General features: G+C 31.4%; 15 protein-coding genes and 1 pseudogene. 13 read left to right on the forward strand and 3 right to left on the reverse strand.

The features are described from left to right. Positions 1 to 3: 3 nt before the first annotated feature. The gene (gene priB, locus GQ594_RS08625) at positions 4 to 312 is read right to left on the reverse strand and encodes a primosomal replication protein N (protein ID WP_160400065.1); all 309 of its coding nucleotides are present in this window, start codon (positions 310 to 312) and stop codon (positions 4 to 6) included. Continuing rightward, positions 296 to 679, reverse strand: coding sequence for a 30S ribosomal protein S6 (gene rpsF / locus GQ594_RS08630; RefSeq protein WP_160400064.1), 384 nt, complete (start codon positions 677 to 679; stop codon positions 296 to 298). Before rpsF ends, priB begins: the two co-directional genes overlap by 17 nt. A gap of 386 nt (positions 680 to 1,065) precedes the next feature. Here rpsF and GQ594_RS08635 point away from each other — a divergent pair, with 386 nt between their 5' ends. The 10 genes and pseudogenes from GQ594_RS08635 (at position 1,066) to GQ594_RS08675 (ending at position 13,210) form a co-directional block, all read left to right on the forward strand. Continuing rightward, the gene (locus tag GQ594_RS08635) at positions 1,066 to 1,413 is read left to right on the forward strand and encodes an HIT domain-containing protein (RefSeq protein ID WP_065626141.1); all 348 of its coding nucleotides are present in this window, start codon (positions 1,066 to 1,068) and stop codon (positions 1,411 to 1,413) included. 7 nt (positions 1,414 to 1,420) lie between these two features. Beyond that, positions 1,421 to 2,071, forward strand: a complete 651-nt coding sequence (locus GQ594_RS08640) for a hypothetical protein (protein WP_160412096.1) — start codon at positions 1,421 to 1,423, stop codon at positions 2,069 to 2,071. Further along, complete coding sequence (gene nagZ / locus GQ594_RS08645) at positions 2,071 to 3,114, forward strand: beta-N-acetylhexosaminidase (RefSeq protein WP_160412095.1); 1,044 nt, start codon at positions 2,071 to 2,073, stop codon at positions 3,112 to 3,114. The genes GQ594_RS08640 and nagZ overlap by 1 nt, the downstream gene beginning before the upstream one ends. Then, positions 3,095 to 4,336 carry a sigma 54-interacting transcriptional regulator gene (locus GQ594_RS08650; RefSeq protein WP_202112603.1) on the forward strand — a complete coding sequence of 414 codons (1,242 nt, stop codon included), beginning with the start codon at positions 3,095 to 3,097 and terminating at the stop codon, positions 4,334 to 4,336. Before nagZ ends, GQ594_RS08650 begins: the two co-directional genes overlap by 20 nt. A 201-nt stretch (positions 4,337 to 4,537) precedes the next feature. Continuing rightward, complete coding sequence (locus tag GQ594_RS08655; RefSeq protein ID WP_160412093.1) at positions 4,538 to 6,631, forward strand: HAD-IA family hydrolase; 2,094 nt, start codon at positions 4,538 to 4,540, stop codon at positions 6,629 to 6,631. A gap of 6 nt (positions 6,632 to 6,637) precedes the next feature. Continuing rightward, a complete protein-coding gene (locus GQ594_RS08660; RefSeq protein ID WP_160412092.1) occupies positions 6,638 to 7,684 on the forward strand; it encodes a glycosyltransferase family 2 protein in 1,047 nt (348 codons plus the stop codon). A 23-nt stretch (positions 7,685 to 7,707) separates the two neighbouring features. Beyond that, complete coding sequence (locus tag GQ594_RS08665; protein ID WP_160412091.1) at positions 7,708 to 8,565, forward strand: polysaccharide pyruvyl transferase family protein; 858 nt, start codon at positions 7,708 to 7,710, stop codon at positions 8,563 to 8,565. 171 nt (positions 8,566 to 8,736) lie between these two features. Then, complete coding sequence (locus GQ594_RS08670) at positions 8,737 to 11,520, forward strand: rhamnan synthesis F family protein (RefSeq protein WP_160412090.1); 2,784 nt, start codon at positions 8,737 to 8,739, stop codon at positions 11,518 to 11,520. 37 nt (positions 11,521 to 11,557) lie between these two features. After that, positions 11,558 to 11,686 (forward strand): annotated as a pseudogene (locus tag GQ594_RS12480) (dTDP-glucose 4,6-dehydratase); the annotation flags it as partial. 873 nt (positions 11,687 to 12,559) lie between these two features. Then, positions 12,560 to 13,210: a DUF421 domain-containing protein gene (locus GQ594_RS08675; protein WP_160399970.1), complete on the forward strand. Its 651-nt coding sequence runs from the start codon at positions 12,560 to 12,562 to the stop codon at positions 13,208 to 13,210. A 74-nt stretch (positions 13,211 to 13,284) separates the two neighbouring features. Here GQ594_RS08675 and GQ594_RS08680 read toward each other — a convergent pair whose 3' ends face one another. Continuing rightward, positions 13,285 to 13,557, reverse strand: coding sequence for a DksA/TraR family C4-type zinc finger protein (locus GQ594_RS08680; protein ID WP_160412089.1), 273 nt, complete (start codon positions 13,555 to 13,557; stop codon positions 13,285 to 13,287). A 180-nt stretch (positions 13,558 to 13,737) separates the two neighbouring features. On the opposite strand from GQ594_RS08680, the gene msrA reads away from it, so the two are divergent. Genes msrA through msrB form a run of 3 tightly spaced genes read left to right on the forward strand, consistent with a single transcriptional unit; the run spans position 13,738 to position 15,298 of the window. Beyond that, on the forward strand, positions 13,738 to 14,271 hold the full coding sequence (gene msrA / locus GQ594_RS08685) for a peptide-methionine (S)-S-oxide reductase MsrA (protein ID WP_160412088.1): 534 nt from the start codon (positions 13,738 to 13,740) through the stop codon (positions 14,269 to 14,271). Between the two features lie 15 nt (positions 14,272 to 14,286). Then, positions 14,287 to 14,814, forward strand: a complete 528-nt coding sequence (locus GQ594_RS08690) for a cytochrome b (protein ID WP_160412087.1) — start codon at positions 14,287 to 14,289, stop codon at positions 14,812 to 14,814. Positions 14,815 to 14,866: 52 nt separating this feature from the next. Beyond that, positions 14,867 to 15,298, forward strand: coding sequence for a peptide-methionine (R)-S-oxide reductase MsrB (gene msrB / locus GQ594_RS08695; protein WP_160412135.1), 432 nt, complete (start codon positions 14,867 to 14,869; stop codon positions 15,296 to 15,298). The last annotated feature ends 72 nt before the right edge of the window (positions 15,299 to 15,370 follow it).

Below are 15,370 nucleotides of genomic sequence, written 5' to 3' on the forward strand. Positions count from 1 at the left end.
TGGCTATTCTCCTAATAGTTTAATTTGGTCAGCATGTAAAACAAGTTGGCTTGTTTTGTTGCGTTTAGTGTGGGTGCTTATAAATCCACTAACTAAAACGTTGCTGCCTTTTTTTATGTAACTTAACTCATGTTGTCCACTGGCTATGACGGGCATGACGCACCATGCTTGCCTTGTGAGTTCTGCTTCAATTTGTTCAGAAACATGTTCTAAATAAAACTGGCAGTGCGATATCCCACTTGGACTGACTTTTCGTATCGGGGTTTTGACAACAATTCCCGATAACGTTAAACGATTATTCTTCGGAATCATCGTCCATGTTTGTTTCGTTAAAATCTTCATCAGAGCTACGACGCTCATCTTTCGCTTTTAACATTGGTGAAGTTTCAGTTACAGCATGTTTAGTACGCATAATTAAACTGCGAATTACCGCATCATTAAAACGGAAGTTATCTTCAAGTTCGTTAACCGCTTCTTGAGTTGCTTCAACATTCATTAACACATAATGTGCTTTGTGCAGTTTTTCGATAGGATAGGCTAATTGACGACGACCCCAATCTTCTAGTCGATGGATTTTGCCACCATCAGTGGTTAACGTACCAGTATAACGTTCAATCATACCCGGTACTTGTTCACTTTGATCTGGGTGAACCATAAATACTATTTCGTAATGACGCATTATCGCTCCCTACGGATTAATCAGCTTTCTGTCGGGGCAACCGCAACCCATTGAAAGCAAGGAACATGAAAATAGGCGGTTGAAATCGACGGGGCATTATATATCAAGTTATTGGATTTGACAATGAATATGTCAAGATTTTTGGTAAGACTGTGTCGCTTTTAGTTGATAGGAAGTATCTGTTTTTATAAATGTTTTTATGAAAACCTTTTTAAAAACTTCAATAAAATCAATACCTTTTCTGACCGATTTTTGTGGTTGTAAAAATGCGTTGTAAAATGTAACGATTTCTATACATTTTTGTTAGTAAAATATGATATGCTTTCGCGCAATGGAATTGGTATTAGTAGATGTTTGTATAACTATATATTAAGAGGAAAGGTTTGATGGCTCAAGAAACTATTTTTAGCAAAATTATTCGACAAGAAATTCCCGCTGATATTGTTTTTCAGGATGATAAGGTGACAGCATTTCGTGATATTTCTCCCCAAGCGCCGACTCATGTGTTGATTATTCCAAATAAACTGATTCCAACCGTTAATGATATTCAAGAAGAAGATGAAGCTATTCTTGGGCATATGATGGTGGTTGCTGCTAAAATCGCCAAGCAAGAAGGCATTGACGAAAGCGGTTATCGTTTAATTATGAATTGTAATAAAGATGCAGGGCAAGAGGTTTTCCATCTTCATATGCATTTATTAGGCGGTAAAAATTTAGGTCGATTAATAGGTTAATCATAATATGAAACAGATCAAGCGTATATTTGTTGTTAGCTCATTAGCTTTTTTGTTGGCGGGTTGTCATCTTCTTGGAAACTCTCAAAAAGCCGAAGTAAAACCGCCTGTTGATGTTAATCAACCTGATGATACAGGCGTGATTGAAACGCCACCGCAAATTGTTCGACAAACTGATTGGCATTCAATATTGTCGCCATTTATCAGTAAATTAGTGACCTCATCATCTTTAGACTCAGATAATAAATTGCTTTTAATTAGTGATATTCAAAACCGCAGTGGTGATTATTTGGCTAGTAATAAAATTGATGATGTATTGCATCAATTAATGCATAAACAAAACACGTTCACGGTAGTTGATCAACAAGCAATAAGCCAAGCTAAACAATCACTAGGTATTTCGGCTGATGACAAGCTTGTATCACGAGGTAAGATGATTGGTCTAGCTAAATCGATAAATGCAAATTATGTCCTCTTTACAACAATTTATAAAGTGCCAAGTGAAAGTACTGATGCCGATTTAGCTATGGAATTACTTTCAACAAAAAGTGGCGAAATCCTAACTAGAGTTGCGTCGAAAGATTTTCCAAAACCGTCTGATAGCAATAGTAATGCCAATAGTAATACACAATCAAAGCAAATCGGAGATAATCAATAATGGGGCCGTTGTTGATTGATGTTGATGGTTTAACATTGACCCAAGACGATAAAAAGCTGTTACAAAATCCATTGGTGGCAGGGGTAATTTTATTTAGTCGAAATTACCAAAACCCTACGCAACTAGCCGAATTAATTAAACAAATTAGATCAGCTAGCTCACAACGTTTGTTAATTTCGGTCGATCATGAGGGGGGGCGCGTTCAGCGATTTAGAGAGGGGTTTACGGCAATTCCTCCTGCGCAATCGTTTGCGGTATTTAATGATCTTGAACAAGCAAAGTCTTTGGCTTTTGATGCGGGTTGGGTTCTTGCTATGGAGCTAATTGCGTTTGATATTGATCTAAGCTATGCCCCTGTTGTAGATTTGGGACATGATTGTCTAGCCATTGGTACACGTTCATTTCATCAAGATGCTGATATTGCTTATCAAGTTGCTTCTGCCATGATTGATGGTATGCATGCTGCAGGGATGAAGACAACTGGCAAGCATTTTCCAGGGCATGGACATGTGATTGCCGATTCGCATAAAGAAACGCCTGTTGATCATCGTGAAAAATCGTTGATTGAGCACGATATGCAGATTTTTGCGAAGCTTATTGCTAATAAACAACTCGATGCGATTATGCCTGCTCATGTGATTTATCCTGCCTTTAATGATAAACCAGCGAGCGGTTCGTCATTTTGGCTTAAAACTGTGTTGCGCAATCAATTGCAGTTTGAGGGGGTGATCTTTTCAGATGATTTATCTATGGAAGGCGCTTCAGTAATGGGCAATCATGCTGAGCGAGCGCAGGCTGCGTTATCGGCTGGTTGTGATCTCCTTTTGACTTGTAATAATCGGCAGGGGACGATGGCTATTTTAGAGCAATTAATGGCGTTAGATAAGGTTAGTCCGCTAACATCAGATAAAGCAAAATGCTTATTAACCCGTACTAAAATCACTTATGCTGAATTAATAAAAAATCCTAAGTGGCAAAATCGCCGTGATAATTTAATCAAACTTAATGAGAAGTGGGCAAATTATGCAAGTAGCCATCATTGAAATTGATCATCATCAACATCTGATTGCGTGTAATGATACCGCTAAGGTGTTGTTGGGGCATAAGGCTTTGGTATTAAAACAACCTTTTGATTATCAATCGATTTTTAGTTTTGATCATACCGTTAATATTGATGAGCAAGATGATACGATTATTGTTTTAAATTCTCAGTATTTTTTATTGCAAAAGGTGATGGAATCATCCAAAACAGTATTTATTTTACAATCCATTGATTATTTAAAAAGACACTTATCAAAAATAACCGTGGCAGCTTGCCATGCTTTTGATATCTTTGCGACCCAAAGCGTGGTTATGCAAAAACTCATAGCACAAGCGAAAGTGTTTTCTATACAGCGAGAACCGTTATTAATATCTGGCGAAACAGGTACTGGTAAGGATTTATTGGCTAAAGCTTGTCATCAATATAGCCCCCGTGGTGATCAGACTTTTTTAGCCTTAAATTGTGCAGCCATGCCTGATGATGTCGTTGAAAGTGAGTTATACGGTCATGCAGCAGGCGCTTACCCTGGCGCAATTGAGAGCAAAAAAGGCTTTTTTGAACAAGCCAATGGTGGCTCAGTATTGCTTGATGGTATTGATGAGATGTCGTTTCAAATGCAAACTAAGTTATTGCGTTTTATCAACGATGGCTATTTTCGTCGTGTAGGGGATGATAACGAGGTTTATGTCGATGTTAGAATCATTTGCGCAACGAAAGTGGATTTAGCCGATTTGGTCGAACAAGGAAAATTTAGAAAAGATCTTTATTATAGACTAAATGTGTTGTCGCTTAATCTACCTTCTTTACAAGAACGCAAAGATGATATAGTTCAACTTACTAGTATTTTTGTGAATGAATTTGCCAATAAACAAGACATCACACCACCAATAGTTGACGATAATGCTATTGATTATTTGAAGCGTTATTCATGGCCGGGTAATGTAAGGCAACTTAAAAATATCCTTTATTCTACATTGGCACAATTGAAAACGCCTAAACTAACGGCTAAAGATATCGTATTACCAACTTCGATGCCATCGCAATTGTCTTGGACTAACGATATTGAAAATAAAACGTTAGATCAAATGACCAAACAATTTGAGAAAGAGGTTTTATTAAAACTCTACGACGAATATCCCAGCTCAAGAAAACTTGCCAAAAGATTAGGTGTATCGCATACGGCGATAGCGAATAAGTTACGGGATTATGGGATAGGGCGGTAATAAATTTATCTTTATCTATATTGTAACAAAAAGAAATATAACAAGTAATATGACATATACATTAATATGATTCTATTCAACTAAATTAACTTATATTTAACATATTTTAAAATATGTTTAAAATATGTTAAATAGTTGTTATACTGACGTAGAAGGGTAAGGTTTGAAAAATTATATGTGATTTAATTTAGGTAATTTAATGTGAAGACAGATATTATTAATTTATTAAGCTCTACTAGGAATTATTTTTTTCAAAATGCCAGAACATATGACAATATCTATATTGAAAGAGTTTTAAAGGATATTGAGTGCTATGAAGTGATTTCATTTGATATTTTTGACACTATTTTGACAAGGTTAGTCGAGTGTCCTATAGATGTTTTTTCGATTGTAGAGAAATATTTAATTGAAAAAGGTCATTCTTGTGTTGGCTTTGCCGTCGCTAGATTCGAATCGGAAAAAATTGCTAGAGATATTGCCTATCAACAAAATATAGAAGAGGTTACTTTAGACAATATTTATGAACAATTGAAGATAACTTATCCTGAGTATCGAGATGTTATAGAAGAAGCAAAGCAAACTGAAATAATGATCGAAATAAATTATTGTGTTCCATCTTTAGATAATCTATTTTTGATAAATAAAATTTTTGAAAAAAATAAAAAAATTATTTTAGTTTCTGATATGTATTTAGATGAAGAAACAATTAAAAAAATGTTAAGCAAAGTTGGGGTTTCATCTTTTGATAAATTATATTTATCAAGCAATTTATTAAAGACTAAAAATCACGGTACTATTTGGCAAAACGTCCTTGATGATTACGCCAATCAAAAAATCCTACATATTGGTGATAACTATTACTCAGATGTTGAGGTGCCTAAAAGAAATGGTATAGATACTATTTGGTATAATTCTCTCATAACAGAAAGAAGATTAGGTGGGCAATTGTCGACAGATATTATTCCTTTTTCTTTGATAAAAAAGATGATTTTATTAACAGATAAGGTAATATCTAAAGATTTCTGGTTTGTTTTCGGAATTTGTTGTGGTTCTTTTTTTATTTATAGCTTTCTTCAATGGTTGAATGATCATGTTAGAAAAAATAAAATTGAACATGTTTACTTTTGCTCTCGTGATGCACAAATTATTTACAATTTATGGAAAGAATTTAATTTTGATAAACTATGTGGTGTAACATCAAGTTATTTATATATTTCTAGACTTGTTCTTGGATATAGCCAGTGTTACATTGAATGTCAAAAACATAACAAACTTTCTGAGGCATCTTTAACTTTTCTTTCTAACCATAATATAGTTGAAGGGCAAACTAATAGAGGCGTTCTAACAAGATTAAAAATTAATATATCAGATATTGACGTAAATAATTTTGTTAATAAATTTGGTGATTTGGATAGCAAATTTAATTTTTCACTATTGGATGATTTTAAATTTTATCTTGGTCATGATTTACTTCCTTTACTACTGCCTCAATTTGAAGAACAATACAAAAATTCCTATCAATACTATGATCAAGAAGGTATATTTAGCTCTAAAAAAATAGCAATAGTTGATTTGGGCTGGTCTGGTACTTTACAGCAAGCTCTAACTCTGTTTAGAGAAAATCATGGTATTAAAGAAAAAATATCTGGGTTTTATTATGGATTACACAATGGTTTGGCTACTGGCCGAATATTTTACAACGGATTAATGAATGCTGCATTTTTTAGTGAATTCAATGATCCTAATAAAAGTTTCTTAATGAAAAATAGCATTAATATATTAGAGAATCTTCATGTAGCAGATCATGAGTCTGTTATCGGTTTCACTAAATCAATGGAAAAATATATTCCTATTTTCAAAGAAAAAAAAGATAATCTTAAAGAACAAGTAGTGAATTTAAATAGATTTTATAAGGGATTGCATTTAGTTATATCTAAATGGGTTAAAAATGAAGATGTTTTCGGAATTAATTCTGATTATATTGATGTAAATACGGCAAAAGGAGCTCTAGCTCAAGTCATTTGTTCTCCTACTAGTTTAGAAGTTAAAGAATTGGGAAATATATTACACGCTCCAGGATATGATCATGAGATTTATTTTCCTTTGATTTGGTCAAATGAAGAACCTTGGGATGAGAAAATATATCCTATGATTCACCGAGGAGGTTGGTTATGTGGTCAATTACTTTACTGGAAATATAATGGATATTATTCTGACAATGCTCATTTGTATCAAATCGTTAGTAACGAATTATCTAATTACCCGACAATTTTAAAAAACTTTATTTTAGGATAATATATAATGAATATATCAGAACAGTTATATCCATCTTACATTCGAGATTATGAAAATGTTGATTATATAAAACATGACGGATCTGTTGCTGTTATTATGCGAACCAAAGATAGGCCTATTTTATTAGCAAGGGCTTTAAAAAGTGTATTAGAACAAGAGTATCAGAATTGGCATTTGTATTTGATAAACGATGGTGGGGATAAAAAATCAGTAGAAGATTTAGTAAATATATATGCTTCTTCTTTTGATGGTAGATTAACTCTTTTACATAACGAAAAATCATTAGGTATGGAAGCTGCTTCAAATAAAGGATTTGAACTTGCTTCTGAGGAATTCATTGTCGTTCATGATGATGATGATTCATGGACTCCTCAATTTCTACAAAAAACAACTAATTTTTTAAAAGAAAATAAACATGCTGTAGCTGTCATTACAAATTGTATTGTAATACATGAAGAAATCACAAATAATTATGTTCAAGAAACCGCTAGATATGAATGGGGATATTGGCGTGATGATGTTGATATATCTGTCCTTTTGAAAGGAAATATAACTCCTCCAATTTGTTTGCTCATTAGAATGGATGTTGCTAAATCGATAGGGCCTTTTAATGCTGATTTACCAGTATTAGGTGATTGGGATTATAATTTGAGGCTATTTCGATGTGGTGAAATTTTAACATTAGATGAAAAACTTGCTTTTTATCACCATAGAGTTAATGCAACATCTATCTATGGAAATTCTGTACATGCTGGTGTTAATAAACATAAACTTTATGCAATCCGTTACAAAAATGCGTTGGTTAGAAAATCTTTTCAAGAATCGCAAGGAAATTATGGTTTATTACAAATTCTATTGCTTGAACAGGATAAAAATTTAAATGAGATTAGAGCATTAGCGCATCAATTAGGCAACTCAATTGAACATCTTAATCATCAATTGGTACTTTCTAATCAGGAAGTGAAAAAAATCTTGAATGAAAGAGTGACGATCTATAATAGGATCAGATTATTAATTAGAAAAATTCGACGTTGGAAAAAACGAAAAAGTTGAATAATATAAGGGTTGATAGTGTGATGAAAATTGATATGAGAGATTTTTTATCAAGTTATTCAGGTAAGAAAGTTTATTTTATTACTAACCCGGGGAATGCTGGTGACGCATTTATTACATATTCGACATACTGTTTATTTGATGAATTAAATATTTGTTATGAGATTATTGACCCTAATAATGATATTTCTATTTCTAATGAAATTCTATTTTTTAGTGGTGGAGGAAATTTAGTAGAAGGGAAGTATGATCATTTATATAAAAAATTAAAAAAATATTTAAATAATAATAAATGTATCATATTACCTCATACTATCTGGGGCTATAAAGATCTTGTTCAAGAAACGCATAGAAATTTAATTATAATCTGCCGAGAAAAGGTTAGTTATGAATTATGCATTTTAAATGGGGCTAATAAAAATAATCTGTTCCTATCTGATGATATGGCTTTTTATTTTCCACAAAATGAGTTATCACAGTTTGCTATTAAGGGTAGAGGACACGGGTATTGTTTGCGAACTGACGGGGAGTCATCTAAATTTGTTTATGTTAATGAGTTTAATAAAGACATTTCATTATCTTGGAATGGAGAGTTGTGGGGTAATTATTTGTTATCAAAATATGTAACATATAGTTTGGCTAGTTATTTATCACAATTTGATGTGATTGAAACAGACCGCTTACATATTTCTATTTTTGCAGCGATGTTGAATAAAAAAGTTATTATGTACCCTAATGATTATTACAAAAATAGAGCGGTATTTGAAAATAGTATTATACAAAAATATCAAAATGTAAATTTTGTTAATACCTCTACAGATTTATTACACTCTGACTATGTAATGGATTTATTAAAAAATGCTCATCTCATTACAGATTAATAATTAATATAATTATTATTAATTCTAAACTTTTAAATTTTGATATTAAATGAGTAATAAGTCAACAAAAATATGCTATTAGAGAAGATAAAAGATAAATCCAAAGTAAAAGTTAGATTATTTGGAGTTACAATTTACAAAAGGTTGATATTCATAAATAGACGAGAATTCTTGCATGGCTTTTTTGTTATAGAAAAAACAGATAAACGCAAAATATTTCGCTTATTAGGGGTTAGGATTGCTTCAAAGAAATTAAAAATAATAACAGCTCCCTCAACTAGAGAAAGAAAACTGTCAGAAAAAAGTGAATTAAGTAATAGATATGATGTTTTAAAAGATTCATTACCTATTACTATTGAAAATATCAGTAAAATAATTGAACTTGAAACTGTAAAAGTCATTAGTTTCGGTATTTTTGATAACCTATTAATTCGCCCAACTTTCGAACCGAAGGATGTATTACATCTGTTATTTCATAGAGTAAAGAAAAAGTATAATATTGATTTGTGTAATGCTAGATTATTAGCTATTGATGAATTTATTCATCAAAATGTTTCATTATCAGATATATATAATTTTGTTGCAAAAAAACTTTCTCTTGATGAAAAAACAAAGTTATTACTCCAACAAGAAGAATTAGACATTGAGAGCAAATTACTAACAGTTAGAAAAGATTTTATGTATTTATATGATATGGCGGTTAAAAATAATAAAAAAATCATAGCCATATCAGATACATACTTACCTGAGGATTTTTTGCTTTCAGTTTTACGTAAGAATGGCTTTTGTAAAATTGAAAAAATATATACACCAATTAGTTATAATAAGAAAAAAGATAATGGTGAATTATTCGGAGATGTAATTAGTAATGAGAATATTGAACCATCAGCTATTTTACATATAGGTGGTAATTATAATTCCGATTATTTGCAGCCAATTGGAAAAAATATCACTGCGATCTATTATCCTTACATAAAGGATATTTTAATATCAGAACAATCAATCTATAGAGAAATTCTATCTGAATATGCAAATTTTGATTTAGGTCAAAGGCTGCTAATTGGATTTAGTTTTAATAGAGTGTTCGCTGACTATTATCAAATGCCTAAAAAACCTAATGTTTTTTCTGATGTTAGTTATTTATCTAGATTGCTTTTATCTCCACTTATATTATATATGGCATTAAAAATTCTGCAAAATAATGAAATTCAAGATAATTATGAAAAAATTTATTTTGCTTCCAATAATGAATGTCTAATTGAATTTGCTTATAATTTTCTAAAAGATAACTTATTGAATAAAAAATTACCAATTCAACACTTGCTCATGTCAAAACAAATCTATCATATGCTCAAATATGAAGATTTTATAAGATTTATCGAAAGTCTTGATGATTGTGATAATGAATACTATAAATTTCGTAATATGCTTGAAGACGTTATTCTAGACAAGTCATTACTTGAAAAGTTACTTAATTTATTATCTGAAGAAGAGAGAGAGCTTTTATTTTTTGACAACAAAGAAAAATGCATTGATATTTTAAAACGTTTTAATTTAATTCTTAATCAATATCTAATTAAGTTGAAAAATAATTTAGTAGATTATCTTTCACAAGAAGTGAAAGATAATCTAGGAAAAAGAGGAATTGTTTTCAATTTAGAAAATGATGAATTATTATCAGGAGTATTAACAAATATTACTCATATTTTATTTGATCAAATCTATTCTTTTAATGGAAATAGTTATTTTCAAAAAAATAATGATAAAATCAGGTCATTTTGTATTTCACCAACTATAAGTGATTCAACTTCTTTAAAAATACTAATGTGTTCCTTGTTTTCGCCTTCTAAATTGCTTTTAGAGAACGAAAAATTTCAAAACGATTTGTTGGTAATTAAAAATGAGATTAAAGACTATTTATCTCAATTTATTAATGTATTTGGTTCATATGTGAGTTTTTGGGATATAACTGATTTATCCGCATTTGCTAGGCTTTTTGATTTTTCTTGGCAAAAATCGCCTTATTGTGAAATGAATCAATTGAGGCATGTATTTTATCAAGGATCTTCTCCTTTTTATAAAACTAAATCTATACAATATCAATTAATTATGGAAAATTATCAATTTGATAATGTGTTTTTTGCAACAGGTTTTGCTAATCCTGAAAAAAGATATATTCCGAAGAGTGAGTTATCATTGTCGTTTAATAAAAAAATAGGAATTCATTGTCATCTTTATAATATTGATCTTTCAGAAGAAATATTAAAATATTTACATGATTTTCCAGTTAAATTTGATTTAATATTAACTATTCCTGATGAAAAAAAACGAGATTTATTAATTAATCTATTTAATAAAAAAATAGTAAAAAATTTAAATATACTGAGTATTATCTTAGTACCGAATCGAGGTAGAGATGTAGCTCCATGGTTGATTGAAACAAAAAAATATCAAGATCAGTATGATTTATTTTGTCATATTCATTCTAAAAAAAGCCCACATTTATCATATTCATCTTCATGGCGTAATTATCTTTTTTCTAATTTAATCAAAAAAGAAAGTGTAATTGATATTTTTAATATTTTTGAACAAAATCAAAGTGTAGGTATCATTATTAACGATTTCTATAGTGCGTTGAAACATGGACATATTCAAAATAATATTTCTTTAGCGGGTAATTATAATGAACAAAAATTAATAGATCGACTAATTTATAAGATGGGTTTTTCGACAGAAATGTGTTTAAATGATCAGTTATTTGCTGCAGGAACTATGTTTTGGTATCGTCCAAAAGCTTTGGAGCAATTATTTGTTTTGAATTTATCTTATGAAGATTTTCCTAAGGAACCAATAGGTGTTGGTGGAACTATTGCTCATGCTATTGAACGTTTACCTGTATTTGTATGTGAGCAAAATGGATATAAAGGTTGTGTTTATACAAAATATCCAAGTTAATTTTAAAAAATTAAATACTAAGCTAAAGAGAAACTCAATGAAGGTGATAGTTACAGGAAGAGCAGGTTTTGTTAGTTCCACTGTTGTGAGACATATTATTTAACAGACTAATGATGAAGTTTTAGTCATTGATAAATTGACTTATGTGGGAAATTTGGAAGCATTACTGACAACTCTATATCATAATGTAAATTATTCTCTCAAATAACTTGTCGATGAATGATCTCGTACTATAAAACGGTAAGGCAAGGTCTAGTAAATAAGTGGTTATTGTACTTTGAGACCGTAGAAGTCTATTAAGTACCGCAAAAAACCAGTCCAAAAGGTTAGCTCAAGCAATATAGGTATCTGGATAATTTTTTATATACAACATGTTATAAAGTTGGATTTGAACTTTGTTTCCTGCTCCAAATTTCAAAATTCTTATAAAAACATAGCGAAAATGTTAATCAATAATTAATGGAAAAATCAATATTAAAAATGCGTCAGGAAAGTTATTGATTTTATTGATGTTTTTGTTTTTCTGCTTTCAAATAAAAATACACAAAAAATTTTTTGTGTATTTTATTCTTTTTTACAGAAGAAAGTGAGATTGTGAACGCTTTAACTATTTAGATAACCAAACGATAAAGGTTCAAAATTTTTCATCCACCCTATATTTATTCTCCAACCCTACAAGTTGTTAATAAATATTCTTAATCTATCATATTTGCTACTATTGATTACCAGAATATAGGTATGCTAATTTTTATTAAAAAATAATTTTACAATTAATTTATTAAGCCCCATTTTCTTGGTAAAAATTTGGAGTAGAATAATGGTATTCACTTTTCTAATTCGTCTTATCTTGGCAGTTTAAACTGTTCTAAAAATAGTAATAAACAATAAACTATATTTCATTTACATTTAGTTAAAGCTTAATTAAAAAAAGTTATACCGATTTTTTAGATAAATTGTTACTCGTTGCAAATCAAAAGGATTATTGAACTTTGTATTTGCGCTTGTCGTTCAACATATGATGTTTGGCTTGGAGGAAAAAATGTATTTATTAGAAATGGCACCAAAGTTTTTATTAGCTTTATTTATTTTACTTATTTATGTGAAATTATCAGGAAAAAGTCAGATTGCACCAATGTCACAGCTTGATCAGGTTGGGAGTATGGTTATTGGTGCGCTAGTCGGGGGCGCATTACTTAGCCCGACTGTATCACCTTGGGAAGCGGCAGGGTTAGTTGCAATTTGGGCAGGTTTGCTTGTTTTAATTCGATTTATCAAATCTAAAAACTCACGTTTACGCGACACAATTGATGGTAAACCAATCCAATTGGTTAAAAATGGTCACTTAATAACGGATAATTTTATCAAAGCAAACTTACCAGTAAGGGATTTTGAAACGTTAGTTAATGTTCAAGGTATTTCTTCATTTGGCGAATTAAAAGAAGTATGGTACGAACTAAATGGTTCTTTAACGGTTATTAAAAAAGGTGAAAAAGATATCGCATTGCTTATTATCGAAAATGGTGGCATTAGCCATGATAACCTTGAGCAACTTGAAAAAGATGAAGATTGGGTTAAACGTGAGATCACCAAACAAGGTTACGAAAAAATAGAAGATATTTTTTGTGCCGAATGGTTTGATAATAAATTAATTATTTACCCTTATGATTCGGTTGTTGAGGGCAAAAAATAGTTATTATTTTCTACATTAAAACGATAACATACTTAAAATGGGGGTAGCCCCCCATTTCTAAGCACAATCAGCTATTAACGAAGTTGGCTATCTTTACTACCTCGACGATTATATAAGCTAAATGCTTTAGCCGTTTGTTTATCGATTTCTTGCTGACAGCTTAAACAGTATTGCACACCTGGTAATGCTTGTCTTCGTGCTTCTGCAATAATATCACCACATTCAACACAAAAATGTGCACTTGCTATACCGTGATGGAGTTGTCGCCTTGCGTTTGTAATAGCATCGACAATTGTACTATTGATTTGTTGATTAACGGCATCGTCAGACGCCCATCCACTTGCCATAACCAATTCCTCTATAACGAAAATAGTTGTTAAACAAGATGGTGTTTTTTTATTCTTTTTCAAGTAATATGCTTGCTAGTAGCTTGACATGCTAATGTGAATGATAAAACCTGTATTAGGCAACAGGGGATCGATATTTAAACATTAAAAATCATAAACTTATAAACTAGAGAGGTTATTATGCAGCAATATGAACAAGCAACATTTGCAGGCGGTTGTTTTTGGTGTATGGTAAAACCGTTTGATCAGTATGAAGGCGTGATTAATGTGGTGTCGGGATATACAGGAGGGCATGTTGCTAATCCGACTTATCAGCAAGTTTGTGCTGGTAATACTGGGCATACCGAAGCAATACAAATCACATTTGATCCTAAAATAATTAGTTATAAAAAACTCCTTGATATCTTTTGGCATCAAATTGATCCAACTGATTCAGAAGGTCAATTTGCTGATAGAGGGAACTCTTATCGTCCTGCTATTTTTTACCATAACGAATTTCAACACAAATTGGCATTGGCATCGAAACAAGCTCTACAAGACAGTGACCACTTTGATAAGCCAATTCAGGTAGCTATTGAGCCTGCATCTACTTTTTATTTGGCTGAAGATTATCACCAAAATTATTACCTTAAACAACCACAACATTATCATCAATATTACCAATTATCAGGACGATCTCATTTTTTATCTGAGCATTGGTCAAAAAACAAATAGAAGGATGACTTAATCATGCAAAACTACCCACAATACAGTAGTAAACAAAAATGGATCCATTGGTTAACATTAGTATTGATTGTGCTCACCTATTTATTGGTGCAGTTCAAAGTAACGTTATCACCCTATTTAGGTGGTATGTTTAATATTTATTTATTTCATAAATCATTTGGTGTGCTGATTTTGGGGATAACACTGTGGCGCTTTATCGTCATTAAGCAAGATGGAGTGCCTGATGTGTTACCCAAAACACACAAACGACAACGTATTTTGTCAAAATCGGTACAAGGTTTTATTTATCTTTCACTGATTATTGTGCCTCTTTCTGGTTATTTAATGAGTAGTCGTTCACTGAGTTTTTTAGGTGTTATCTCTATTCCTGCTATTGATATGCCAAATAAAGCTTATCAATTATTTCATCAAATTCACCAAGTCAGTGCCTATTTATTGTTAGCTTTACTTATTGTACATATAGTCGGCGCTTTGTTTCATTATGTTTGGATTAAAGATAAAGTATTACAGTCAATGTTAAAACGTAGTTAATCAACATAATTAGAACAAACAACATAATATAAGGTGGCTTATGGATAATACAATGAAAGAAAAAGCGCTATCAGTATTAACACCTATGCAATATCATATTACGCAACGAAATGGTACTGAACCACCCTTTGATAATCAATTTTATGCCAATTATCGGGAGGGTATCTATGTCGATATCGTATCGGGAGAACCACTATTTACTTCGTTAGATAAATTTGATTCAGGCTGTGGCTGGCCAACTTTTTCAAAACCGATAGAAAAGCGCAATATTGTTGAAAAAAAGGATACCAGCTTTGGTATGCGCCGTACCGAGGTTCGATCGGCTGGCGCCGATTCACATCTTGGTCATGTGTTTAATGATGGTCCTAAAGAGCTTGGTGGGCTACGCTATTGCATCAATTCGGCCGCGTTACGATTTATTCCGAAAGATGAACTTGAAGATGCTGGGTATGGACAGTATTTAAAGCTATTTGATAAATCATAAATAAAACCAAATCATCCAATCCTCAAATAAAAATCCTATCATCTCAACAAAGATGATAGGATTGATAAAAAC

Origin of the sequence: Gilliamella sp. Pra-s52, from assembly GCF_009795805.1 — a bacterium.
Classification (GTDB): Bacteria; Pseudomonadota; Gammaproteobacteria; order Enterobacterales; family Orbaceae; genus Gilliamella.